We start from the raw sequence: 26,584 nt of genomic DNA, 5'->3' as shown, positions 1-26,584 counted from the left end.
ATAAAATTCCTTTAAGGAATAAGTTTGCTGGATTTCAAATCAAAGGCTTTGCGCAATACGTGAGTATCTGGATAATCCTGAATCGGGTCATCCGGATAATAGGCTTCATGTATCACCCCTTGGGTATATAAAGACTCAATGGTTTTGGCCATTTCATCTGAAGGAACCCGTTGATTGGTTCGCCAGTTCACCGACTGTAATTCAAAGACCGTCTTCTTCATGCCATTAGGATATTGCTTCACGCGATTAACGATGTCCCGATAAAAAGCATCACTGTCAGTCGCCTGCTCCATATATGGCATCGCCATGATCGCAGTGAAGTCATAACGGTTGATCGACTGTTCCAAAGACTGTGAATACCAGTTTTCTGCATAAGGTTTCAGGGCAACTTGTGCATATAAGTTGCGTGCAGTCAGCAAGAATGGATGATACTGACGGACTTCCTGCGCCAGTTGCATGGCAAAGTCATCGATGTATTTGGTTTTAAATGCTGTCCACTTTTCCAGCTCGGCATCGTTATTACGGATTTTGGCCAGATCGGTGGGTAAACCTATCGCAGCATAAGCTTTTAAGGCCTCAGGGCTGGCATCTTCATAATCAGACAACGTGGTGTCATCGTGAAATAAAATGCCATTAAATGGCACTGTCTTGGCCAGGTCTTGATAAATACCGGCAATCGTTTTACGCGCATCGGCAGAAAAAGGACTTAAACGGTGGTAGCCCATATTCAGATGGTTGGACTCATCGGCTTGCTGGGTCACTACTATATCTTTGGACACCGGGTTATCTTTTGGTAATTCCCAGGCCAGTAATGGCATCCAGGCATAGACCCGACTGACTTGGGTACGGGTCTGAATTTGCCAGGCCACGCGGTTAAACAGGTCGGCACGCATCGGTAAATAATGGTTCGGGAAATACACCATATCTGCTGAACCGTTGGCATCAGGATCGGAAAAGGCTTGTAAATACACGGTATTCACTTTCATCGCCACAATCCGGTCAAGTAGATGATCCAGATTGCGTTCCTGCTGGATTGGATCCTTGTCGTAAATGTAATCCAGATCGATATGCATGATCTTTTGTGGACGGTTGTTGTCGCCTAAATGTTGCTGACGGTTTTGAATTTCCTGGGCCAAATCCTGCGTGGTCATATTGCCTTCAATCAGAATACGGTTGAGCTGCCCCAAAGAACTCTGTGCTGAATCTGCACCATCATCCAGACTAATCGCAACAGGCATACCTAACTGTTGAGCAATGTTCACGGTCTGCATAGTGTAATGACCATAAGGCCATACCATTACGCGTGGTGACTTCAAACCATGGGCACTTAATAACTGGTTATTCTGTTTTAAATCACCCGTAATCCGTTGCTGATAATGTTGATCGGTTTCATAGCTTGCAGATTTAGGATCGTATAACCGTGTCACTGCCGCCGGTTCCATATTGCCCTGCGGATTGCCCAAGATGCCACGATGCAGGTTATAGCTATGACTGGCAATTTCGACCAGACCGCTGTCCTGCATCTCTTTCAGTTCAGACCAAGACAACATTTGATTGCGCTGAATTTTCTCACCTGAAAAGTCAATACTTTGCCCTGCTTTAGGCTCTAGCCATGAACCCACGACTGCCAGCACCACTGGAATTTTATTGGCTTTAGTAATCGGATAGGCATTTTTATAAAATGAAGCATAGCCATCATCAACGGTTAATAAAACCGGTTTGCTCGGTAAGCGGTATTTCCCTGCATGCGCTTTAATCAGCTGATCAACATTAATAAAATGAAATCCATTATTTTTAAGCCAACTGATATGTTGCTGAAACTGCTGCGTCGTTACCGAATAGTCAGGAATCAGGGCCGATTGACGATCGGTAATTTCATGGTAACCAATCACGGTGAGGGTTGGATTGCTGACTGGCAGCGTTTTACTCCAGGCTAAATGAGGCATCTGACATAAAACGGCGGAAAGAGAAGCAGAAAGCAAGGTTGAAAGTAAGCGAGTTGTCATTGAAGAGGTGCTCAAAAAACATTTTATTCTCTGAACACGCAGCATCATTGATTAATAGAAAACTATCCTTTTCATGATTTACGGCATTCAGATCTTTGAACCTGCATTTTTATCCAATCAAGCTGAAACGAAGCTTAAAAAAATAATAGTTTTTGAAAATTAAGCATTTAAAAATATAGGCGCTGTTAACAAAATGACCACGTTTCAACTAGCATAGCTGCTTTTATTTTGCTCAAAGGAGCTAAAAAAAGGATAAATAGCAACAAAAGTGCAGCTAAGTCTTAGAGGGTTGATATTGATCCCTTCCGGCACCCTTGGCAGCATAAAGCTGAACATCGGCAGCTTTCATCAGTTCATGAATATCGCTATACGGATGATTTCGATCCATCCAGGCCACGCCCATGCTTAAGGTCACATATTGCTTCTGATCAGGCCGGTTTAAATGTTCAAACTGGCATTGTCTCACGGCATTTAAAACCTGCTGTAATACGTTTAAAACCACTTCACTTGGCACGTTATGCAGCAGAATGGCAAACTCTTCGCCCCCATAACGCGCCACATAAGCGGAAGGTGGTAAGGCACGCTGAATGACTTGCACCAATTTTTGCAAAATCACGTCACCCTTCAAGTGTCCATAATAATCATTGTAATTTTTAAAATAATCGACATCTAACATGGCAAATGCCAGGGTGTTATTTGTTTGATTCTTGGTCAGGCTAAATAAACGCTGGATCTCGGCATTTAAAGCACGCCGATTAAAAGCCCCGGTTAATGCATCAATTTGAATTTGTCGTTCCAACTGTTTATTCAGCTGATGTAACTGAGAGGTACGTTCCTGTACTTTCTGATCCAGAGATCGGTTCAACTCAAATAAATTATCGTTCAATTGCTGAATATGATGAGTATGGTGGGCATAATTTTTTGACTGCTGAAACATAATCAGCAAGGCATAAAAACTGGTTGAAATAAATGAGAGGTTAAAGGAATCAATCAAGTTAAGACTTAACAAGAAGTCATGCAAGAAAGTAACGCATAATAAAATCACGGCCCATAAATTAATGGTTGAATAGTGCTCTTGCGATTTCACGGTCAGATAAAAACCATAGCCAAAATTTAGAATCAAAATCGGGCTAATAAGGGAACTATAAAAGGCAAAACGCTGAAAAAATTCAGGTACAGTAAACAAGGTTACAACCATATCAATGCTCAATATAAGCATTGCCAGACCATAAACAACCGGATGTAAATAGCGCCGATTGAGTAAAAACATATAACTGATAAAAAAGGTAACTGCCAAATATGTAAACAGATATTCTAGGCGCACTCCCCATAACCAGCTAATATTGGTAAAGGTGGTATAGGCATAAGGTGCTGAAAATAAATTATGTAAAGCCAAGAATAAGATAAAAATACCGAACACAAATACATGGATACTGCCTCGGCCAATCGCCCTTTGAAATACTGAAAACATGAGGGTAAAGATACCTACACCCAGTACAGCACCACAGACCAAACCAATACTCATCATCAACTGCTGGAACTGGCGACTAATGGTGGTCCCTACCCCGATTCGCATCGGATTTTCCAGCCCGCCATGCAAATGATTAAAATTGGACGCTTGGATAGCAATAGTGAAATATTCTTTTTCTACTACAAAAAAAGCAATTTTAGGGGTATTTTCTGTTTGATGGCTGCTTTCATCTTTTCCTACTTTCCCCATCCGAAGGACAAAATCACCATTTAAATACAGTCGGTAAGCACCATATTGATTCGGAATAAAAATCGCAATACGGCGCCCCACAAATTGCTTGGGTATTTTAAAATGACCAACAAATGTACCGTAGGTTTGATTGGTTCCGGTGATGTCCTTAAATGAGGCCGGCAAACTCACTGTGTCAGATTTTAAAACAGAACTGGGGTGAGTAATAAACTGCTGAGGGTAATACTGCCATGTTCCTTTTAACGGGCTAGAACTATCCTCGGTAAACGCAACATCATTCAAGATTTTTTGATGTAAATAATAGGATTCAGGCGCGGCTTCATATAATGCCCAAACCTGTTTTTGTCCCAGACCTATGCATAGACATATGGCGAGAAAAAATTTGAAAAAATGGATCTGTTTCTGAATTTTATACAAAAAGCGAATCATCCTTAAATACGCTTAGCTATTTATTAATGTAGCGATAAAAAAATAAAACTCAAATTATTTTTCACATATCTGCAAGATTCATCCTTGTCTCTTGCAGCATGTTTTTTAATCAGCAATTAATACGCATTAATCACGTGTTTTTACGTCAAACAGCTCAATTTCAAAAATAAGGTTTGAATTAGCCGGAATAATTTTACCCATTTTGCGTTCACCATAAGCCAGATGTGCAGGTACCAGTAATTTACGTTTACCACCGACTTTCATGCCCATAATGCCCTGATCCCAGCCTTTAATCACACGACCAGTACCAATTACAGTCTCAAAGTAGTTACCACGGTCAATCGAAGAATCGAACTTGGTTCCATCTTCCAGCCAGCCTGTGTAATGGGTGGTAATCAACGCACCTTTAACTGCTTCTTTACCTTCACCTACTTTTAAATCAATAATTTCCAATTCATTAATCATGGTCATTTACCTAAACTGAACACCAAATTTTCAATAGTATAACCGGATTTATCCGGATGCTTTAGAATTTAAAGGCATCCGTTTTTAGCTGTATTTAAAAGCTGAGCTCCTGAATATTTGAATTATTCAATAAATAAGCCGTCAATTTTTTATGGTTTTCAGCCGATCCAATTAAAATCCAGCGTCCGTTAAATCTGTGCTCGGTTTTATGTTGCACACTGCGAACCACCTTCATCTTATAGGTCTTAAATAAATCCTCTTATTCATTTTAATTGTTTTCAGGTCTACGTAATTTTTTTATCAGGATGCAAGCCTAGACCTGCAACCTGTATATATTTATTGTAATTGTTCCCACTCCACCACAACTTGGGCATGATCACCAATCAAGGTCCATTCACCATCCATCACGTTTAACTGCAATTGCATGGTACGCTCGCATAATTGTGGCAATGCCTCTGTGGTAGTAGTAGATAGTTTCCACACTTCGACATTGCTTAAGGTTTTTAATTTGCTGTTGCGTTTGTACCATTCATCTACAGCTGAGCCATAAGTAACCACAGCCACCTGCTTGCAACGGGCGCTGGCTTTTTTCACTTTGTCTTCATCCGGACTGCCGACTTCAATCCACTTAACCAACTGGCCGGTTAAATCTTTTTCCCAAAGTGCTGGCTCATCCGTTTCAAACAGATCTTTGGTAAATTCCAAAGACTCACTCGCGAAACGCGCATAAGCCAAAATACGTACCATCAAACGTTCAATGGTTTCAGATGGATGCAAAGCCATGGTGAGTTGATAATCACCGTATTGATGTTCATCCATATTGGCAATGTTCAAATCTGCCTTATAAATTGTTGCTTTAAGCGCCATAAAAGAGTCCTCAAATTTGGCGCTTAGCATATAAGATTTGGACGTATTTTGCTGAAATGTTTTTTAATCCGAATTAATCTGGCACTGAAATAGTTGCTGTTCAAATAACCGCCAATCACGCTGCTTCTGTACAATAATTTCAATACGGTTATCGATGCTTTCTTCTGAAGACTGATAGTTAAATTGTTCGGGATTAAAATTGAAAGTTTTCCAGCCCTGATTGGTATTAAAAATCGCTTTAATCCGCAGCCAATCTTGCTGTTCACAGAGCAAATCCAGCAAGGCATAGAAGTCGAATTGCCAGCGTTTGGGTAATTTCCACCCCGCTACACTATAGCCTTGCGCAGTTTCAACATAGTGATAAGGCAACTGTTTAATTTCCGGTAGCGCTTGCCCCACAGCAAATGTTTTTTGGATTCTCAATAAGGGCTGAATTTTACGTTCAGTTCCCACATAAGGCTGGTCAATTTGTTCAAGCGAGATTTCCTCTTGCCCGCTCATGAGCCAAGTCTGCTGATAGGCTTGATATTCCTTCTTTAAAACCTGTAAAGCCTGTTCATCTGCAAAATCCATAGTGTCAGCATGGGACACCACAATGATTTGTGCCGCTTTTAACTGGTCTGCATACAGGTTCTGTTTGCTCCAATCGTTATCATGCAACCGCGAACCATCCACCACGGTGACCAGTGCCCGCATGGCAATACTTGGCTGCCAGTGCGGTTCGGTCAGCTGTTCCAGCAATTGTGCAGGATGCCCCAGACCTGTAGGCTCGATAAATAACCGATCCGGTTTGCTTTCTGATAATAAACGGGATAAGGCAATCTGCATCGGTAACTGGCTACTGCAGCACAGACAGCCCCCTAACAACTCTTTCACTTCATAGCCTTGGGTTTGCGGTAACATCTGCTGATCAACCCCAATTTGTCCAAACTCGTTCATCAACACCGCCCAGACTTCATTTTCCGGCTTCTGACTGAGCAAATGTTTAAGCAAAGTGGTTTTTCCCGCCCCTAAAAATCCAGAAATAATATGGGTCGGTACCGCTTGAGTGGGAGAAATCAGTTTCAAATCTTACTCGCTTTCAGGTAGATATAATCAGTTCATCAGTAAGCACAACTCACCAATAAAGCTCATTATGATGCTCACTTTCATTTTTTCCGTACCGCATAGTAAAGCATCCTCTTTATTTTAAATCATTCAATTTTTATTGTTTGATCGTTTTAAAGCCTCAATCTACATCATTCACTTCACCTGATTCTTGCTCATGAATGATTGAGTACAAAAAGCTGAATTATGTGAATAATTCAGCTTTTTTATAGTTAAACTACCATATTTTAATGATAGAAAAAAATGATCATTAACCTCAAAAACCATATAATCGATAATACAGATAACTATTAATTATCAATAATTTATAAATTTAAAACCTTTTCCACTGTTTTGTTTTAATTCAATATACCTACTATGGCATAGCTTGTTTAGACCCTCAATTTCACCGTTAATACACTTAAATGAGGATTGATTGAATGGACATTCGCTATGAGCAACAAAACGAATTTCACGACTGAAGTAGCTATCTTGGGCGCAGGTCCTGTTGGTTTAACAATTGCGAACTATTTAAGTAAACAAGGCATTCAGGTCACTGTAATCGAACAGCTTGACAGTTTGATTGATTACCCGCGTGCTATTGGTATTGATGATGAATCATTACGTACCATTCAATCATTGGGCTTGGTTGATCAAGTTTTGCCACATACTACACCTAACCACGCTATGCGCTTTTTAACACCAAAAGGCCGTTGCTTTGCCGACATTCAGCCATTGACTCGTGAATTCGGTTTCTCACGCCGCAATGCCTTTATTCAGCCTCAGGTCGATAATGTCTTACTGCAAGGTTTGAACCAGTATGAAAACACTCAAGTACTGTTTTCACGTCAATTGAGTGAATTCAGCCAGGATGCCAACGGTGTAACACTTAAGATTCAAGATAAAAATCAGAAAGAAGAAACTGTTCAAGCAAAATATTTAATTGCATGTGATGGCGGTAACTCAATTGTACGCCGTACTTTAAATATTGGTTTTGATGGTAAAACTGCACCGAATCAATGGATCGTGATCGACATTGAAAATGATCCTTTGGCAACACCACACATTTACTTGTGCTGTGACCCGGTGCGTCCTTATGTGTCTGCTGCACTTCCGCATGGTATCCGTCGTTTCGAATTCATGGTAATGCCGGGTGAAACTCAGGAAGAGTTAAGCAAACCGGAAAACATCGCCAAATTGCTGTCTAAAGTATTGCCGAATGCCGAAAATATCGAAGTGATCCGTCAACGTGTCTACACCCACAATGCACGTATTGCCGATAAATTCCGTGTCGACCGTATTTTGCTTGCCGGTGATGCTGCACACATTATGCCGGTATGGCAAGGTCAGGGATATAATAGCGGTATGCGTGATGCCTTTAACCTGGCTTGGAAAGTTGCGCTAGTGGTACAAGGTAAAGCAACTGCAGATTTACTGGATTCTTACCAGATTGAACGTAAAGACCATGCCAAAGCCATGATTGATCTTTCAGTAATGGCAGGTCACGTGCTCGCGCCACCGAAAAAATGGCAAGGTTTCGTTCGTGACGGTATTGCCTACGCATTGAATTACATCAAGCCGATTAAACAATATTTGCTTGAAATGCGTTTCAAACCAATGCCGAAATATAACGATGGTGCATTGCTGGCAGATGGTAAAAAAGAATCTCCTATCGGCAAGATGTTTATCCAGCCGCACGTGAAACTTGAGTCTGGTGAAAAAGTTTTACTGGATGACGTGATTGGTAACGACTTTGCCATTATTGCCTGGGGTGTAGATCCTCAATGGGGTCTCTCGGATGCCACTATGCAAGTCTGGAAAAAATTAGGCATCAAATTTATTCAGGTCATTCCCGAAGTTCAGTTTGGCAATGAAAACCGTAAGCAATTTGACGGCGTGATTACCATTGGCGATATCGGCACCGATATCCGTACATGGTTTGGTAAAACATCTGACTCGGTTGTTATTTTACGTCCTGACCGCTTTGTGGCAGCTCTGGCGATTCCACAAACGCTGGATCACGTCAGCCAGCAGCTGTTTAAAAAGCTGCATGTAAAATAATACCGATATAAAAATACATTCACTGAATCCTATTCAGAGGCCTGACCACGTGAAAGCGTGGTCTTTTTTTATCTAAATTTTTTAATGATATAAATTGCATATTCCTATCCAAATGTGCATCCAGAAGTGTACATAACTGCTCACCCATTTTTCCTTTTCTTGGACAAAGAAAAAAACCAATTACCCATTCATGAATAATTGGTTAGGTTTCTAATAATTAAAATTAACCAGTTTAGTGTTCCAGAGTACAACGGCGGAACTAAACAAAATTAGTCAAAGAATCAAATTAATTACTGAGGTCTCTCAATCTTTGAGCAACAAGATGAGTGTGCTGTCTATCAACAGTGCTTAAACCCATATGCTCTGACTCAGCCCAAACTAAATACTCGAATATATCTTGTAATGATTTTTTATCTATCAACATTTTATACAATGGCGCAACATAGCCATCATATTCATCAAATGCTTCTGAAATATCCTGCACACCAATAGGATCCCATTCTTTTAAAAGAATAACTGAAATACTTTTGTGTAATGATTCAACAAGCTCTATATTTTCTTCCACTATAGATTTCCTTTCATAGTTATTACGACTCGACCTGTTTTGGAATCTACGATAACTCGAACATTATTCACCGGATCATAATATCCATTCTTCCCTGCTCTAGTTAGATGAGACTAAGTATTCAAGTGGTTGTTGATTTTGCCTAAATGAAAAAACAAAATAATATTAATCATTGATTTTCTGCAACCATGGTACACCTTTCATCGAATCACGCTGGGCCAGAAGCTGAATAAACGGCTTAAACTCATCCAGATACGGCAATATTTTCAGATAGATGGCAAAAATCACCCAATAACCCAGAAATAAATCTGCTGCTGAAATTTTATCACCCAGCAAATACGGATTTGCTTCTTGCATACCCTTTTTTAGAAATGCCAATACGCTCTCTTCATGACCAAAAGTCAGGCTCCGTTTTCTTTGTTCAATTTGCTCGTCCGGCACGTTAAGCCCTTTTAAATCCATAAACTCAGTCAAAGGACCATGAGCAAAGAACATCCATTTCAGATAGGCACCGCGCTTGGGGTCATCCAGGGCGGGCGCCCAACCTTTTTCTATATATTTATCGGCCAGATAGGTAAATATGGCCGCGACTTCGGAAATCATGATCCCTTGATCGATCAGGCAAGGTACTTTCCCCATGGGATTAATATTTAAATATTCAGCCTGATGCATGTTTTCATAGGGCACGTTTATCTGTTCAATCTGGTCTTCTATACCCAACTCTTTTACTAAAAGCATCACGGTCATGCCACGGGACTGGGTATTGTTATACAGCTGCATCATTTTCATTCGACCTCTGTTGTTATTTTAGTTTTTTAAATGAACTTCTTTCATAAATGCATTTTATTTCTCCAGATGGGAGAAAAATAAGGAGGGGGGTGTCAGTCGTTATGAAAGAAGTCTAGCATAGAGCACTTTGCTGGCCTGTGGATGATGATTATGTGACAGATTCCCCCGGTAACGATGCTTTCATCTCTTTAAAAGCATCGTGTGATATCGGACATTTTTTAAAAGAAACCCATATAGAACTGTTCTTTCAAGATTTTTAAAATGAGTTCAATCAGCTCATTTTTTTGCCCTTTACGATAACTGGCATATAGGTCAATCATCGGTAAAGGTTCAATGGTATTTTTCACGATAATTTTATCGCCCAATAGCGGGATCACATAAGTAGGTACCAGACTCCAGCCCACCCCCATCCCGACTAAATTGACATTTAACAGAATATTGGTCGAATGCTGTACGATGTTGACATCCAGTTTCGATTGCTTAAAAAAATCGGTAATAATCTTGTGCAACTGCGGTGAAGCATCTTCATCACTAATGACAAAGTCCTGATGATTAAAACTTTTGATACTAATATGACGCTGCTCGGCAATCGGTGAATCCTTAGGCACAATTAAGGCCAGAGGTTCACTAAAAATTTGCACATGTTCCAGCTCGTCCGATTCATCGACATAGCGGGTAAAGGCAATATCAATATCGCCTTTTTTTAAGGCTTTCAGCTGGTTGGCATCAGTCAGACTATGAAAGTTGATTTTGATGTCGGGAAAATGGGCCCGTATATTCGGCATGATATAGGGAAAAATTTTCATTTCTGCTACAGGTACAAAGCCAATATTCAGCTGGTCTTTGTTCAGGTTGGCAATTTTCCGTGCATCATCAATAGCCTTTTCTGCATGCTCTAAACTCAGCAACGCTTCTTTTAAAAAGGATTTCCCTGCTTCAGTCAGTTCAACTTTACGGTTAGATCGAACCAGTAACTGAACCCCAACTTCCTGTTCCAGGTCTTTAATTTGCTGGCTCAAAGAAGGTTGCACCGTACACATACGCTGCGCAGCCTTGGTAAAATTCAGCTCTTGTGCAACTGCAACAAAATAGCGTAAATGACGTAATTCCACGTACCGTACCTCTTTATTTCGGTTGCTTCAATGATGCTGAAACTGTGTACTTATATACAAATAGGGTCAGCACAGTAATCACAGCACAGAATAAATAACTCAATTGATAACCATAATAGGCAATCATCAATCCTAAAATCACTGAACCGGTTGCCATGCCCAAATCAAACAGGGTAAAGAATGTGGAAATGGCATGTCCCATACGCTGTTTGGCTACAGACTGAATGGCAATGGTTTGAAAACAAGGAAACAGTGAGCCATAGCCAATACCAATAAATATAGCAGATAACCAGAGCAGCCATTGATTGGAGATCAAACTGACCACCACTAGACCGATGGCAAAGAAAATAAATGAAGGATAAATGACTGCACTGGCGCCCTTGCGATCATAAATTTTGCCTACCCATGGCCGCACCACAATCATGGAAACAGCGAAGACAATAAAAAACAGGCTGGTATACGCAAGCAGATCTTTAGATTCACTATAAGCGGTAATGAAACTCATAATGCTGGAATAGGCAAAGGACGTCAGCAAGGCGACAAAACCAATGGGGATAGCACGTGTTTCAATAATGTCATGCCAGCCCAAAGGTTTTTTCTCATTTCTCTGTGCTGCCGCAATCACTCTTTGATGTTGTTGTACCGGAATGATTAAACAAAAAATAAAGCCCAGACCGATCACCGCAGTTAACAGCGCAAATAACATCTTAAAATCAGTAAACTGCAGCACAGTTAAGGCAATTAAAGGCCCAAATACTACGGCAAGGTTGGTCGACATGACAAAATAGCCCATACCCTCGCCTTTACGATGATCGGGAATAAAATCATTGGCGATCGGTACGGTCACGGTGGTTAATACACTAAACCAGATGCCGTGAATAAATCGAATCAGTAATAAGGCCCACATGCTGTCGGCAAATAAATAGCTAAAAGCAAAAAGCACAAACAGCAATTCTGAACTGCGAAAGGAGATTTTTTTCCCTAATTTTTCCACAATCAGTCCGGAAAATGGACGAACTGCAATTGAAGACAACAGAAATAAGGTCAGTGCCAAACCTGCTTCTTTAACCGTTCCACCTAAATCCTTCATGATGTAAATCGGCAAGACGGTTAATAAAGCGTAATAATAGGTAAATAAAAACAGGTTATTGCAGAGGCACAATATAAACGAGCGATTCCACAGGCGCTCAGTGTTTGTCGCAGACATAATGACCAACTTAGCGGTAGCTATTGTTACTTTTGAACCAGAACAGGTTGCATCACCAGACTTACAAGATTGCTTATGTAAGTTTCATCAGGCATGCAATTAAAGAAAATAATCTGATAATGAATCGGTCCGTAAAGCGTATCCAGCATCAGTTCAAAGGGATAATCGGCAATAATTTCATTACGCTCTATCGCAATTTGAATCAGCTTGCGTGTCTGTTCACGACGCGGTAATAAATACTGTCTAAAGAATTCACCGGCAGCTTCACGATACTCTGCCAGAACCACCAGTAAGGCGCGTCCGACTGGATGATTGAGTGCAAGGGACAATTTTAAAAGCTGCTGGTTCAGATTAAATTCCAGACTCTGCTGAAAGTCCAGATCAAAGACCGAAGCAGTTTGCTCTTTAAAGGCATCAAAGACCAGATCCGATTTATGCTTCCACCAGCGGTAAATGGTCGACTTTCCCACGCCTGCCCGGGCTGCAATATCTTCTACCGTTAAATGACTGTAATCATATTCTTCCAGCGCTGCGATCACCGCCTTCAAAATACATTGCTTGCGACGGGAAGTTTTCTCTAACTCAGACATTGCCCCACCAAAACGAAACGATACGTATCGTTTTATATTAGGCTAATTTCTGCTTGCTGTATAGAGCTGATCTTCCCTTTAAAATCAAAAAAAGAACCGCTTCAAAGCGGTTCTTTTCATTCAATACTTATTAGCATTGTGAGGTTTTTTTATAAATACTGCATGATGGGTGATGGCTTTCTTGCAAGCGTGCCACCTTACGATGCTCAGCAGCCTCAAAACGGCAACGTTTCCAGTCATTATCCAGCTTTAATGGAGGAATCTGTTTCGGCTTACCATTTTCATCCACTGCCACCATAGTAAAGTAGCAACTATTGGTATGACGCACCGTACGCTTTTGGATGTTCTGTGCTTCTACGCGAATCCCGATTTCCATTGAGGTACGACCGACATGGTTGACACTGGCAAGAAAAGTAACCAGTTCACCAACATGAATCGGTTCTTTAAAATTTACTTTATCAACCGACAAAGTCACCACATAACTGCCTGAATAACGGCTAGCACATGCGTATGCGACCTGATCCAGTAATTTTAAAATTGTTCCGCCATGAACATTACCTGAAAAATTTGCCATATCAGGAGTCATTAAAACTGTCATGGTTAATTCAGACTGGTCATCTAATGCTGGAGCAATTTGATCTAATGGGGACATCGCGTTCTCTAGACTCTTTTACAGACAATAGTATAAGGAAGGATTATATCGTTTTTCTATGCAATAAAATGTCGAAATTGGCAATAAAACCATCATTATTATTTATAGTGATTCTGCCATCATTCAAAAAAATATATATCAATTTCACCAACTCACTGACACATAAGCATTTTTCTTATAGCCTGATTTTAATAGAATATTTGTTCTAAAAATTAGATTACAAAAATATGGCTCTGCATTTTAAAACATATACTGCGGTCATTACTTGAATAGGTTAGGATAAAACAAAAATTAAATCCATTTAGGCACAAATACTCTTGTTTAACCTGTCACATCAGACAGATCAAACAGTCGCATTTAAATAAGCTCAAGCGGTTACATTACGCAGCATTTCTTTTGAAATATTGCCATAACTCAACACATTCTGCTGGTCCAGCTGGGTCTCAACACTATAAGTACCATCGGTGTTTTCCGCAATTACGGTAAATACCAGATTGCCCATACTCGCCATTTTAACTTTCTGGCCTATGGTAAATTTTTCTATTTTCATACTGCTGCTATGCATTTAACCATCCTTACAGAAATATGTTTTTATTGCCATTTCAATGAAACTCAGTTTAGAGAATTTTTATTTACCGGTAAACTTAAATCATTGAACAAAAACATATTAATATAAAAATTATATTGCATGAAAGCTTAAATCACTTAGTTTATTTTATTGAGCAATATCAATTGATTAGTTTATCTTTATAGTATAAACCTATGGGTTTTGATTAATTATCCACCCAAACCAGAATTAAAACAGACTAAAACCTAACAGCAACGCAATGATGAATCTGAAATCGGCCTGGATTTGATGTCATTATTGCGTCCTATTGAACGGTCTAATCCTGTGCGCTTAATTGCTGAATGGTATGACCGAATGGATAACGCTTCTGTTTCAATAAAGCTGTAATTACATTTAATTGATTTTCTGTTGCATCTATCCCTGCTTGCATGGTCATTTCACGACCTTTTACATCAAATATATGCCCTTTTTCCCTTAAATCTGGCTGAATTACGATATCTGCATGTTTCAGCTCTTCTTCAGCTAAACGGTTCTGCATAATATTAATATTTTGATTGAACATTCCCCACACATTGCTGGTTTCGGTATGCATCGGTTGTGCCAGAATATCAACGGCAATCACAATATCCGCACCCAAATCACGTGCCACACCTACCGGAACCGGGCTAACCAGGCCGCCATCCACATATTCATCTGCCCCAATTTTGGTCGGAATAAACATGCTTGGAATAGACACGGAAGCACGTACCGCCTGTCCTGTATTGCCATAATTAAAGACGACTTTTTTGCCTTCCTTTAACTCGGTCGCTACCACGTACATCGGTATTTTTAATGCTTCCAACGAGGTATTATTGACTTGCTGATTGACATAATTTTCAACTTTTTGGCCATCAAAAAAACCTTTCATATCCAGTTTTACATCCCGAACATCATTGGCTTTCATGTTTAAAGCAATATGGCGTAGCTCTTCTGCGGTTTTACCACTGGCATAAATGGAACCCACAATACTGCCCGCACTGGTTCCTACAATCAAATCAGGGCGTATACCTTGCTGCTCCAATACCTGAATGACCCCGATATGGGCATAGCCTCGAGCGCCGCCACTGCCCAATACCAAGGCAACTATAGGACGGTTTTCCTGCTGTTTGAGTTTTTTAAAATTAACTCGATCTGCCCGAACTTGAGCATCTACAGCCGGTGGCTCAGATAGTCCTGTCGAACCCACAGTAAGCTTAGGCTGAGAAACCGTTTGACATCCCCCCAACCCCAATACTGCCAAAACAATAAAACTAAATTTAATGTTGCTCATGAACCACCTAAAAATAAATAAAGCTGTTCGCAAAAAGGCATATAGTTTAAAAATGATCTATTTGTAAAACTGTAGTATTTCGTAAAGTGATCCTCACAAAATATTAGTCTTTAAAAGACCATGTTTCATATATATTTGCCCTCTCATATTTATATTATCCCATCTTTTGACCTATTTTTTATAGCCAGCTTTTGCATATAAGATCAATACTAATGACTCGCCTATTCATCAGATTGCTAAATATTAATTGGAGATTAAAAATACATTTTCAAATAAAAAAGAGGCGAACCAGTCGCCTCTTTTTTAAATTTCTAAAACTTAAACATTAGAAATTATATTTTGCCATCAAACCGACACGGTTATCTTTATATGACTCACCAGCAAATGTGTCACGCTTACCATTGATATATTCAATACCTAGGTCAATCGGTGCAGCCGGTGAATAGATAAAGTTAATCCACGCTTGTTGCACTTTTTCATTTGTTGTCGGATTCAATCGTGCGTAGTCAGTACCATCATCAGCAAACAATGCGCCATAAGCCAATGTTGAACGTAAGTTAGGTAAAATCTTATAGGTTGCGCCGACTTGAACCGCATTAAACTCATTCTGCTCAACACTGTTATTCACCGAATCTACAGAATAAGCGCTATTGCTACCATAGAGGTAGTTACTGTTACCCACCACATGCGAAACATCAGCAGACACTTTTAATGGATCGGCAACTTGATAATTTACCCCTGCAGCTACACCCCAGCCTGTTTTGTCATCATCTGCTGTGGTTGATTTATAATTTTCAACCAAAGCACGTGCGGACAAGGAACCTTTACCATCGGCAAAACCTTGTACTAATTTTGCCGTTAAATTAGGTAAACGATATTTGATGTCTGCTGTTGAGCCTGCACTGTCCCCTTCTTCAGCTGAAACGAAAAGTTGAGTTTGCGGTGCAAGTTTAAGACCATAACGTACTTGAGGAACACGTGCTGTACCGCCACCAATATTTGTATTAAAGTCAATCATTTCTGGCGCATGACTTGACAAGAAATTAGAAGTCGTTTGACCAAATAACCAGTCGTTATAAGTCAAATAAGCATGACGGATACGCAAGTTTTCAGTTGCACTGGCAAAGTCAACCTCTACCTTACCGCCGACTTTTGCATCACCTACGGGTGTATTAAAATCTAAGCCTAAACGAGTCGTTTTTGCTGTCGCACGTAATTTATCTTGTGTAGTACCCGTACTAGTATGAGTATTATTGAAGTCGTTATCTGCACCCTCAATAATGTAGTTGGCATCACCACGGACAAAACCGTATAAGTTTACACTTGCACCTGCTTTAGATTTAAAGCCGGTTAATACTGATTCAGACTTCGCTGCAGGTGCTGCTGCAAGCTGTACTGGCTGTGCTTTGACTTGTTCAATTTGAGTTTGTTGCTGTTGTTGAACTTGCTGTTGTTGTTGAATTAAAGATTTTAATGCTTCTACTTCTTTACGTAAGTCCTGAATCTGTTTTTGTTCAGCTGTGCCCGCATATGTAGTGCTTGCCATTACCGCTGTAACTGCTAGTGCTAAACCTTTAGCGATAAATTTACCGTTACGTAATTGACTCATTCTTAAAATCTCCGATTTGTTAAATATTCGCATTCCATGCATCCAGTGATTTTTAAAAACCCAATAAATCTATGAAAAAAATACCCTTCAAAAATTAACAAGCTTAAAAAATCATTGCATTTTCAGCTTATGAGTACAGTAAAAAAACTTAAAAAATATTATAAAATTACAACATGTAAAAACTTACATATCACGGCAAATCTAGCAATTTTTAGCTTTTATTAAAATCAGTTTTCCCGAACACTGATTGAAAAATGATCTTATTTTTAGATATCATAAAAAAATAATGTGAATATTCTTAGGCTTAGGAAAATCCTACCTAAAGCTAAACAACCAGACATTCGACTAATGTATATAACACCGTGGCGCTAAAAAACTCATTTCAAAAGGAATTTTCATGAATTTACACCTCGTTCAGCATGTGGATGATGCAATTACTTCTCGCCATTCAGTCCGTGCTTTTTTGCATCAGGCGATTGAACCACAAATCATTAAAGACATTTTAACAGTGGCAAGTCGGGCGCCTTCAGGCACCAATACCCAGCCCTGGAAAGTCTATGTAGTGACTGGAAAAAAGTGTGATGAAATGGTCGAGCGGGTGTGTAAGGCACAACTTGAAATTTATGCCAAGCCTGAACTTGCAGAGCAGTATCAGGAAGCCTTCGCCTATTATCCAGAAAAATGGATTTCCCCTTTTATTGACCGTCGCCGTGAAAATGGCTGGGGTTTATATGGTTTATTAAATATTCAGAAAGGTGAAAAGGAAAAAATGGCGCAGCAGCAACTGCGCAATTTTCAACTCTTTGATGCACCTGTTGCCCTATATTTCACCGTGAACAAAGCCATGGGCATTGGCTCAAAAATGGATATTGCCATGATGATTCAAAACGTGATGATTGCAGCCAAAGCCCGTGGACTGGATACTTGCCCCCAGGCGGCCTGGAACCATTTTCACTCCATTGTACTGGATGTGCTGAATGCCCCGGAAGATGAAGAACTGGTTTGTACAGTCGCGCTTGGTTATGCTGATCCTGAGCATATCGTCAATCGCTTTATTACGCCGCGTATTGCTGTTGAAGAATTTGCCGTGTTTATGGATGAATAAGCGGGATTCAATTAAAAAAGAGACCTTAACCAGTCATAAGATTAAAGGTCTCTTTTTATATGCTGATATTTAGGTATTTATACTTTTATTCTGGAATTGTCTGCTAAGTTGCATGATTGCAAGCAAAGTAACCCCCACGAAGATCAACATTAGAATTCCCATATTGAGCAGTGAATTCCAAATTAGAAAATTCAAGATGATGCCACCGAGCAAACCACAGGCAAACTGCATACTTCCCATAACAGCACTGGCTGTACCGGCTTGGCTGCCTTGCTCCGACATAGCCAAGGCCATCGCATTGGGACCGGTAAAACCAATGCCCGAAACTGCCCAGAACATGCCAATCAATACCAGCCATAATGGGCTATGATCAGTTAAACCTGCAATGAATAAAATGCAGGCTCCAAGCAACTGAATGATGCTGCCTATTTTCAGACGACTCAGGACCGAAAATTGATGGCCAAGCTTTTTATTCAGGGTGGATAACAACATGATACCAAAAGCATTCAGACCAAAGGCATAAGCAAATTGCTGTTGAGTTAATCCATAATCATCCATCAATACCGAAGCGGATGAACTGATATAACAGAACAAAATGCCACCAGAAAAACAGCCGGCCAGCATTGGCCATTTAAAACTAGGGTCTTTGAAAATACTGCCGTACAGCCGGATAATCTGGGCGACATTCAGCTTTAAGCGACGTTCCTGCGGCAAACTTTCTTTAAAGAAAAAGTGTACACAGACCACGCAGATCAGCCCAATCAAGGTTAAAAAGACAAATACCGCCTGCCAGCTAAAGAATGTCAATACCATTGCCCCTAAACTTGGTGCGATAATTGGCGCAATCCCCATCACAATCATCATACTGGCAAAGGCCTGAGCAGAAGCCTGCATATCCAGACGGTCACGAATTGCAGCCCGGGCAATCACAACCCCTACGCAGCCCCCAACCGCCTGTAAAATCCGCGCAACAATTAAACTCCATTCATTGCTGGCAAAAATACAGAGCAGGCTTGCAACAATATAAAGGGTTAAACCAAAATAGAGTGGAGCTTTACGCCCAATCCGGTCACTCAAGGGTCCATAGATTAATTGCCCCAATGCTAAGCCTAAAAAATAAGCCGGTAAGGTATTGGCCACCATTTGCGTGCTGACGCTAAAATCCTGAGCCATTTGTGGCAAGGCTGGCAGGTACATATCAATAGAAAGTGGACCAAGTGAGGTCAATAATGCCAGCAACATGATCCATGCCGTGGAATATTGCTGTGTAGATTGCTGTACAGACATATCTATATTCAATTTTTAAATGCAGGCTTTAAAGACAAGCTTACACTGTACATAGTATTATTTCTAAGGATTGAGAATGAAATTTCACATAATTTCACTCCCTGATGCATAAATCCTTTAGTGATTAGGACATAACTTGAAATCTTGGCTTACGCGTCTTAAACAAGCGACTTATAACACCACCTTCATGTATAACCTGCGCATGATTATTGCATTTGCAGGAACTGCCTTTGTGCCCTATTTCATGGGACAACAGCTTTTTACCATTCCCTTGACCTTAGGTGTGGTTGCTGCCGGTTTAAGTGATATTGATGACCGTTTTTCAGTGCGGATCATGAACCTGATTTATACCTACATCGGCTTCTTTATTACCGCTATCTCGATTTATTTTTTATTTCCTCATCCTTTTTTATTTGCCTTGGGGCTGATTGTGTCCTGCATTGGCTGGATTCTGCTCGGCTCATTAGGACGGCGTTATGCGACCATTTCCTATGGCTGTCTGGTGATCTCGGTCTATTCGATGCTGGGCGTTTCTCTCTTTGATCAATGGTATATGCAGGCTGGACTGCTGGTTGCCGGTGCGATGTGGTATGGCCTGCTGTCCACCATCAGTTTTCTGTTATTTCCGGTTCGTCAGGTTCAGGACAAACTGTCTCAATGTTATTCATCACTGGGGGACTTTCTGTTTGCCAAATCGAACTTGTTTGATGTCGATATGACTCCAGACAGTTATCAACAAAGCATGATTGAGCTGTCGCTGGAAAATGGCAAGCTGGTCGGTATTTTCAATGAAATGAAAACTGCCCTTTTAACCCGTTTAAAAGGTGACCGTGGACAAAAAGACACTCGCCGCAGCCTGCAATATTATTTTGTGGCCCAGGATATTCATGAACGTGCAGACTCAGCGCATATTGATTATCAGAAACTGGTCAAGATTTTTGAACATAGTGATATTTTATTTCGCTTTCAACGCATTCTTTCCATTCAGGCCAAAGCCTGCAAAGATTTAAGCCAGAGCATTTTAAACCGTGAAACCTATCAGCATAACAAACGCTTTAAACATGCTTTTGCCAACTTAAAAATATCGTTGGAAAAACTCCGTGCCGAGCAGCAATACGATCAGGTTTGGGTCAATGCCTTATTTTCCCTATATCAAAATTTAAAGTCGATTGATGCCCAGCTTCGTAATGTAGAAACAGAGCGGCATATCAAGTTCGATAGAAGCAAACATATTGAAAACCAGCTGAAAGACGATGACCTAAAAGGCTGGGATGATATTGTGATCCGGATCAAGCAGCATTTAACCCCTGAGTCGGTGCTGTTTAGACACGCAATTCGTGTCTCCATCGTTTTGCTTATTGGCTATATTTTTGTTCAAGTGACCAATATTGAATATGGCTACTGGATTTTATTAACCGCTCTTTTCGTCAGCCAGCCCAACTTTAACGCCACCAAACGCCGCCTGCGTTTACGGATTGTCGGCACCTTGGTCGGTATTATTCTCGGTTATGCCGTTTTGTATTTTATTCCTTCTATCGAAGGTCAATTATTACTGCTGATTTTAAGTGGTGTGCTGTTCTTCGAATTACGCAGTAAGCAATATGCCCAGGCCACCGCCTTTATCACTATTTTGGCATTAATTAATTTTAACCTTGATGGTATGGGTTTTGCCGCAGCCCTGCCCCGTATGATTGATACCCTAATTGGCTGTGCTTTGGCCTGGTTTGGAGTAAGCTTTATCTTCCCGGACTGGAAATTCCGCCGTTTACCCCGCACGATCCGACGTTCACTTACCGCTCAATGTGAATATTTAGCCGAAGTCATTGAACAGTACAAAAATGGACGTAATAACGGTTTAAAATATCGTGTGGTGCGTCGTGCTGCGCATAATAACGATGCAAATGTAGCTTCACTGATTTCCACTTTAGCGACAGAGCCTGATTTTGATCCGACGCAAAAAAGCCTGGCTTTTGAGTTTTTGTGCCTGAACCACACCCTGCTCAGTTATATTGCTGCATTGGGCGCACATCGTGAAAAAATTGCAGATCAGGAAGTACTTCAGCTTCTAGATCAAGCGATGGATGACATTGAAGGTGCATTGTTAAAAGACGAAGTACCCGACCTGACGGCACAGAATATGTTGAATACCATACGCCAGCGTTTAAGCCAAAATAATGAAGATGATCAAAAATCTCTGATTGTTTTGCAGCAATTATCGTTGATGTTAAGTATTCTGAATCAACTCAGTCGTTTAAAGCAAAGTCTAAGCCATGACCGTGATGAAAAGGCCACCGAATTAGCCTCGTTATAAATAGGATGATTTTGGAACAATATACTCACTGAATTGGTATAAATAATGCTAAACTTTTTACAGTTCTAAATTTGTTATTTTCATTATGACCGCGAAAAATTTATACGCTTATACCCTACAGCCTGTGAACTATGAAATTTCTGAGGCTGAACAACGTCAAGCTCAACTTGCCATCTGGCGTAGCACCAATAAAATCGGCACTAAAGCATGGATCATCATGGCAGCTGTTGCCCTGCTTTCTATTGTCGGCATCATCTTGCTGAAGAACTATTCCACCATTTTCTGTTGGGTAGCTTTGGTCTGTGTGGTTGCATACTTACTCATTCGTAAATTCGGCCTGGAATGGTATGTGAAACGCAAGATGAATGAGTTTCCGGTACAGGAAATTAAAGGCATTCGTTTAGGTGTTCAACCACACGGCCTTATTATGCGTCAACAGATGGGCGCACAAGAAGGTGTAGGTGCTATTGGTTGGAAAGATGTGTATGAATGGTATAACACCCCTGACTTTATGTTGATTAACTTCAAGGTAAAAGGTCAGCAAGGCGCTTATATTCTTCCAAAACGTATGGATTCCAAGAACTTTTCTTTCAAGACCATTCGTAAGCACTTAACAGAAGCTGTGGGCGAAGCAAAACAAATTTAAGCCATGTGCTAGAAAAAATTTAAATAAAAAACCTCCAGAACTGGGGGTTTTTTAATAAATAGAAATAAAGATGAGAATGAATATTAATCTCAAAAATACATACTTTGTACAAAAAGATCAGTTATAATCCGCCTAATTCTGTCCATTTTCAGTATTCAATTCGGTCATGTTAAAAAAAATATTTTTCCAGATTCACTGGTTTCTTGGTATTACTGCCGGGTTAATCCTCTCGATTATGGGGATTACTGGTGCCATTTACTCATATGAACAACCCATTCAAAAATGGCTCAGTCCGGATAGTTATACCGTCCAGGTGGAAAACCGAGACAAATTAACCCCTGCCGAACTGTATCAGCATTTTCAAAAAACTGATCCAGAGATGAAAATTAACAGCATCACCGTGGCCAAAGACCCGACAGCATCTTCGAGCATTAATATTGTCAAAGAAGGTGCACGTAAGGGTTATAACATGATGATTAATCCTTACACTGCCGAAGTTTTACCTGAAATCAAGGGCCAGAAATTCTTTAAGTTTATCGAACAGTTACACCGAAATTTAACCATCGGACCTGTCGGCAAACAGATCACCGGGGCTTCTACCCTCATGCTGATCTTTTTTGTACTCAGTGGTCTATATCTGCGCTGGCCAAAAAAGCATTCTTTTAAACAGTGGTTCATGATCAAGCCCCAACTGAAAGGCCGTAATTTCCTTTGGGACTTACATGCCGTTGTAGGTACCTGGGTGGTTATTTTCTTCCTGATTATAGCGTGTACAGGCTTAACCTGGTCTTATGGCTGGTGGCGTAGCGGCTTATATACGGTCATGGGTGTTGAACAACCGAAAAACAAAGCAGAAGATCAAGCTAAAGGTGGTGAAGGCCGTGCCAATCGTGAGGGTTCAGGCGAAGCAATGCGTAATGCAGCTACAGCTAACCCTGAAAAAGCTGGACCTGCGAATGATCACGGACAAACTGCTGAACATCAGCGTGGTGAAAAACCCGAGAAAAACGGCTTAAATCCGGAACAGATCAATCTGGCTCTCAGCCAAAGCTGGAACGGCTTTAATGCACAAGTGGGTCGTGATTATTCAAGCATTACACTGAATGTACCGAAAAAGGCCAATGGTGAACTTGAAATTAGCTTTGTCGATGCTATTCCGCAACACGAACGTGCACGTAACAAAGCCACATTTGACTATAAAACTTCAACCATTAAAAAAATGGATTTGTATGAAGATCAAAAGTTAAATGAAAAAATCATGAGCAGCATGCTGCCGGTGCACCGTGGTAGCTTCTTTGGTCCGGTGTATCAATTCCTGGCAATGCTGGCTGCTTTGAGCATGCCATTGTTCTTTGTCACTGGCTGGATGCTGTATCTGAAACGTCGTAAACAGAAGAAACTGACTCAAGCTGCACGTAGTAGCTTAACGGAGGTCAATATTGATGCCAATGCAAAACCCTGGCTGATTGTCTATGCATCACAAACCGGTATGGCAGAACAGCTGGCTTGGCGTACTGCAACCAGCCTGCAACAGGCACAGCAACCTGTCAGCGTAAAAGCCATGCAACAATTAAGCCTGGAGGATTTAAAAAATACCGAACAGGTGCTATTTGTGGCCAGTACCTATGGTACCGGTGAAGCACCTGATTTAGCATCGGGTTTTGCCAAAAAAATACTGCGCAAAAAAGCTGATTTAAGCCATCTGCACTATGCAGTATTGGCCTTAGGTTCGCGCGAATATGCTGACACTTTCTGTCATTTTGGCCATGCAATTGATGACTGGTTAAAACAGAATGGTGCACAGCAGCTGTTTAATATCATTGAAGTGGATAATGCCAATCAAGAGCAGATTCAGGCATGGAATACGGCTTTAGCAAAAGTAACCCAGCTTGAATTGCAAGCCATGAATATCAAAAAAACCTTCGATCGCTGGACCTTAACCCAACGTGATCTGCTTAACCCGAACAGCGTAGGGGCGCCAGCATTTAATATCGAGTTAAAGCCGGATCATGAAGTGACTTGGCAGGCCGGCGATATTGCCGAGATTCAACCAGGCAATAGTGCTGAACGTATTGCGAGCTTTATGCAAAAGCATCAAATTCAGCCGAATACTCAGGTCGATTCATTACAGATCAGTATTGAACAAGCCTTATGGGATAAAGATTTAACTGTTGAAGTTGAACCTTTTGCCAATATGGATCATTTACTGGAGCAACTTCCTACACTGCCTTCACGTGAATATTCGATTGCCAGCATTCCTTCACAGCAAGTTCTGCGTTTAGTGGTACGCCAACAGTCCGATGCCCAAGGTCAACTAGGTCTAGGTTCAGGCTGGCTGACCCAACATGCGGCATTGAATAGTGAAATTGCACTGCGTATCCGTAACAATGAAGCTTTCCACCTGATTGATGATAATCGTCCCGTGATCTGTATTGGTAACGGTACCGGTATTGCCGGATTGATGAGTCTGTTACATGCACGTACCCGTCAGGACTATACGCAAAACTGGTTGATCTTTGGTGAACGTCAATGCGAACATGACTTCTTCTATCAGAGCACCATTGAAGCCTGGCAAACGACCGACATGCTACAACGCCTGGATTTGGCTTTCTCACGTGATCAGGCAGACAAAGTCTATGTGCATCATAAACTGCGTGAACAAGCCCAAGAGCTCAAAGCATGGATTGACAAGGGTGCAGTGATTTATGTGTGCGGTAGCATTAATGGTATGGCCAGCGATGTGGATCAAGCCTTAACCGACATTCTGGGTGAAGCTACAGTTGACCAGCTACGTCAAGATGGTCGTTATCGTCGTGATGTCTACTAATCATTGAAGTCAATAAAAAAACCGGGTCTCAGAACCCGGTTTTTTTATACTTAAAGTATCCAATTTGTTTAAACTAGCAACAACATTCGCCCAGAGTCATTCTATGTCCAGCAGTATCAAACGTCGCCTGAGTTTTATCATCGGCAGTCTATTGACTCTCGATAGCTTATGGTTATTGTCACTGGATAAAATTCATCTCGGCATTATTCTTCCGTTGATCATCGGTATAGGACTGATGCTGTATGCGCTATGTTTTAACAGGATTCAAAGCTTTATTCAGCGCACGCAATTAAGACAGACCTTATGGTGCTGTGCATGGGCGGGATTTTTTCTTTGGCTCAGCACATTAGTGATATTTTTCAGTTATCTGCTATATAGCATTCAGCAGTCCAATACAGTTCAGCCCGCCTCTGCAGTCATTATACTGGGCAGTGGAATCGAACAGGGTCGTCCCTCTCCCACCTTAAAACAGCGATTAGATGTCGGTGCCGCTTATGCCAAACAGTATCCTGAAACACTGTTGGTCATGACTGGGGGCTTAGGATTTAAAGAACAAATTACTGAAGCAGCCGTAATGTCTGAATATCTGCAACAACAGCATCATATTGATCCATCACGTATTCTGTTAGAAGCTAAAAGTACCAGCACTGAAGAAAACCTGCGCAATGCACAGCCTTTGCTGGCACAGCAGCATATTTCTCTGCAGCAGCCTATTGTCATTGTCACCAGCGACTTTCATATTGTACGTGCCAAAGCCATTGCCCAACATCAAGGTTATCAACAGATACTTACTCCAAGTGCACCCACCCCACTTTATATTCGTTATAACTCCTGGTTACGTGAATATTTTGCTTTTATCAGTGGCTGGGTATTTCAGGAATATTAAAATCAGTTTAAACGAATGCTACGCGGTAAAGGCAGTTTTTCATCTTTAAACAATTCAGGTTTTTGCATGTATATCTGATACAAATAATTTTTTATATCCAATAATAATTTTTCTGGTGCAACCAGCACATTTTGCCCTTCCGGAGTTAAATCCATCGACACACAGGTATTTTCCTGACGTAAAAAAGGAATGACTTTTTCAACAAAATCTTTGAGTGAAATATCCTCAACCTGATAATTTGCCCAATTGTCTTTCAATAGCAATTTTGCCAGGCCTTTGCTTTGCCAAATGGCGAATGCACGCTGACCGGTAGGCGTTGCACATAAGGCCCATCCATCATCATACAAAGCATGGACATAACCTTGAGCTACAATCGCTTCAACAAATTGTTTATAGATCTCTTTCGCGTTATAAGTATTATTTTGGGTTTTAGACGCAGCCTTGCGTTGATATGGATTTCTCATGATTTTTCAATAGTTAAAATTAT

22 protein-coding genes are annotated in these 26,584 nt (G+C 40.8%); 6 read left to right on the top strand and 16 right to left on the bottom strand.

Translation table 11 applies throughout. The features are described 5' to 3' along the window. Positions 1–11: 11 nt before the first annotated feature. From pgaB to ACE01R_RS02070, 5 genes are all read right to left on the bottom strand, one after another. On the bottom strand, positions 12–1,946 hold the full coding sequence (pgaB, locus tag ACE01R_RS02090; RefSeq protein ID WP_395545269.1) for a poly-beta-1,6-N-acetyl-D-glucosamine N-deacetylase PgaB: 1,935 nt from the start codon (positions 1,944–1,946) through the stop codon (positions 12–14). Between the two features lie 334 nt (positions 1,947–2,280). Further along, on the bottom strand, positions 2,281–4,143 hold the full coding sequence (locus tag ACE01R_RS02085) for a diguanylate cyclase domain-containing protein (protein ID WP_395544630.1): 1,863 nt from the start codon (positions 4,141–4,143) through the stop codon (positions 2,281–2,283). Positions 4,144–4,281: 138 nt separating this feature from the next. Next, positions 4,282–4,620, bottom strand: a complete 339-nt coding sequence (locus ACE01R_RS02080) for an FKBP-type peptidyl-prolyl cis-trans isomerase (protein ID WP_092818761.1) — start codon at positions 4,618–4,620, stop codon at positions 4,282–4,284. A 336-nt stretch (positions 4,621–4,956) separates the two neighbouring features. Beyond that, positions 4,957–5,487, bottom strand: coding sequence for a YaeQ family protein (locus tag ACE01R_RS02075; RefSeq protein WP_395544629.1), 531 nt, complete (start codon positions 5,485–5,487; stop codon positions 4,957–4,959). Positions 5,488–5,550: 63 nt separating this feature from the next. Next, positions 5,551–6,555 (bottom strand): CobW family GTP-binding protein, encoded by a 1,005-nt coding sequence (locus ACE01R_RS02070; protein WP_395544628.1) that lies wholly within the window; start codon positions 6,553–6,555, stop codon positions 5,551–5,553. Positions 6,556–7,026: 471 nt separating this feature from the next. On the opposite strand from ACE01R_RS02070, the gene ACE01R_RS02065 reads away from it, so the two are divergent. Beyond that, the gene (locus ACE01R_RS02065; RefSeq protein WP_395544627.1) at positions 7,027–8,634 is read left to right on the top strand and encodes a bifunctional 3-(3-hydroxy-phenyl)propionate/3-hydroxycinnamic acid hydroxylase; all 1,608 of its coding nucleotides are present in this window, start codon (positions 7,027–7,029) and stop codon (positions 8,632–8,634) included. A 286-nt stretch (positions 8,635–8,920) separates the two neighbouring features. Here the strand turns inward: ACE01R_RS02065 and ACE01R_RS02060 are convergent, their stop codons facing one another. The 9 genes from ACE01R_RS02060 to ACE01R_RS02020 form a co-directional block, all read right to left on the bottom strand. Beyond that, positions 8,921–9,199 carry a hypothetical protein gene (locus ACE01R_RS02060; protein WP_395544626.1) on the bottom strand — a complete coding sequence of 93 codons (279 nt, stop codon included), beginning with the start codon at positions 9,197–9,199 and terminating at the stop codon, positions 8,921–8,923. A 165-nt stretch (positions 9,200–9,364) separates the two neighbouring features. Beyond that, positions 9,365–9,979, bottom strand: coding sequence for a glutathione S-transferase family protein (locus ACE01R_RS02055; protein WP_395545265.1), 615 nt, complete (start codon positions 9,977–9,979; stop codon positions 9,365–9,367). A gap of 227 nt (positions 9,980–10,206) precedes the next feature. Then, positions 10,207–11,100: a DNA-binding transcriptional regulator HcaR gene (gene hcaR, locus ACE01R_RS02050; protein ID WP_395544625.1), complete on the bottom strand. Its 894-nt coding sequence runs from the start codon at positions 11,098–11,100 to the stop codon at positions 10,207–10,209. Positions 11,101–11,113: 13 nt separating this feature from the next. Continuing rightward, positions 11,114–12,307, bottom strand: coding sequence for an MFS transporter (locus tag ACE01R_RS02045; RefSeq protein ID WP_395544624.1), 1,194 nt, complete (start codon positions 12,305–12,307; stop codon positions 11,114–11,116). A gap of 26 nt (positions 12,308–12,333) precedes the next feature. After that, positions 12,334–12,897, bottom strand: a complete 564-nt coding sequence (locus ACE01R_RS02040; RefSeq protein WP_395544623.1) for a TetR/AcrR family transcriptional regulator — start codon at positions 12,895–12,897, stop codon at positions 12,334–12,336. A gap of 130 nt (positions 12,898–13,027) precedes the next feature. Continuing rightward, positions 13,028–13,549, bottom strand: a complete 522-nt coding sequence (locus tag ACE01R_RS02035) for an acyl-CoA thioesterase (protein ID WP_395544622.1) — start codon at positions 13,547–13,549, stop codon at positions 13,028–13,030. Between the two features lie 367 nt (positions 13,550–13,916). After that, positions 13,917–14,114, bottom strand: a complete 198-nt coding sequence (locus tag ACE01R_RS02030; RefSeq protein WP_395544621.1) for a hypothetical protein — start codon at positions 14,112–14,114, stop codon at positions 13,917–13,919. A gap of 319 nt (positions 14,115–14,433) precedes the next feature. Next, on the bottom strand, positions 14,434–15,426 hold the full coding sequence (locus ACE01R_RS02025) for a patatin-like phospholipase family protein (RefSeq protein ID WP_395544620.1): 993 nt from the start codon (positions 15,424–15,426) through the stop codon (positions 14,434–14,436). A 325-nt stretch (positions 15,427–15,751) separates the two neighbouring features. After that, complete coding sequence (locus ACE01R_RS02020; RefSeq protein ID WP_395544619.1) at positions 15,752–17,035, bottom strand: DcaP family trimeric outer membrane transporter; 1,284 nt, start codon at positions 17,033–17,035, stop codon at positions 15,752–15,754. Between the two features lie 397 nt (positions 17,036–17,432). On the opposite strand from ACE01R_RS02020, the gene ACE01R_RS02015 reads away from it, so the two are divergent. Further along, positions 17,433–18,140, top strand: coding sequence for a nitroreductase (locus tag ACE01R_RS02015; RefSeq protein WP_395544618.1), 708 nt, complete (start codon positions 17,433–17,435; stop codon positions 18,138–18,140). Between the two features lie 69 nt (positions 18,141–18,209). Here the strand turns inward: ACE01R_RS02015 and ACE01R_RS02010 are convergent, their stop codons facing one another. Further along, on the bottom strand, positions 18,210–19,427 hold the full coding sequence (locus tag ACE01R_RS02010) for a multidrug effflux MFS transporter (RefSeq protein ID WP_395544617.1): 1,218 nt from the start codon (positions 19,425–19,427) through the stop codon (positions 18,210–18,212). Between the two features lie 136 nt (positions 19,428–19,563). Between ACE01R_RS02010 and yccS the strand changes: the two genes are divergently transcribed. The 4 genes from yccS to ACE01R_RS01990 all read left to right on the top strand — a co-directional run bounded on the left by yccS (position 19,564) and on the right by ACE01R_RS01990 (position 26,097). Next, a complete protein-coding gene (gene yccS / locus ACE01R_RS02005; RefSeq protein ID WP_395544616.1) occupies positions 19,564–21,738 on the top strand; it encodes a YccS family putative transporter in 2,175 nt (724 codons plus the stop codon). A gap of 85 nt (positions 21,739–21,823) precedes the next feature. Then, positions 21,824–22,384: a hypothetical protein gene (locus ACE01R_RS02000; RefSeq protein ID WP_395544615.1), complete on the top strand. Its 561-nt coding sequence runs from the start codon at positions 21,824–21,826 to the stop codon at positions 22,382–22,384. A gap of 166 nt (positions 22,385–22,550) precedes the next feature. Then, positions 22,551–25,211: a PepSY domain-containing protein gene (locus ACE01R_RS01995; RefSeq protein ID WP_395544614.1), complete on the top strand. Its 2,661-nt coding sequence runs from the start codon at positions 22,551–22,553 to the stop codon at positions 25,209–25,211. Positions 25,212–25,314: 103 nt separating this feature from the next. Beyond that, complete coding sequence (locus ACE01R_RS01990; protein ID WP_395544613.1) at positions 25,315–26,097, top strand: YdcF family protein; 783 nt, start codon at positions 25,315–25,317, stop codon at positions 26,095–26,097. 2 nt (positions 26,098–26,099) lie between these two features. Here the strand turns inward: ACE01R_RS01990 and ACE01R_RS01985 are convergent, their stop codons facing one another. Continuing rightward, on the bottom strand, positions 26,100–26,561 hold the full coding sequence (locus tag ACE01R_RS01985; RefSeq protein WP_395544612.1) for a DUF2750 domain-containing protein: 462 nt from the start codon (positions 26,559–26,561) through the stop codon (positions 26,100–26,102). Between the last annotated feature and the right edge of the window lie 23 nt (positions 26,562–26,584).

It is taken from the genome of Acinetobacter sp. BSP-28, from assembly GCF_044130285.1.
GTDB lineage: Bacteria > Pseudomonadota > Gammaproteobacteria > Pseudomonadales > Moraxellaceae > Acinetobacter.
The sequence above is the reverse complement of the archived record's forward strand: the minus strand, read 5'-3'. Positions and strand labels throughout refer to the sequence as shown.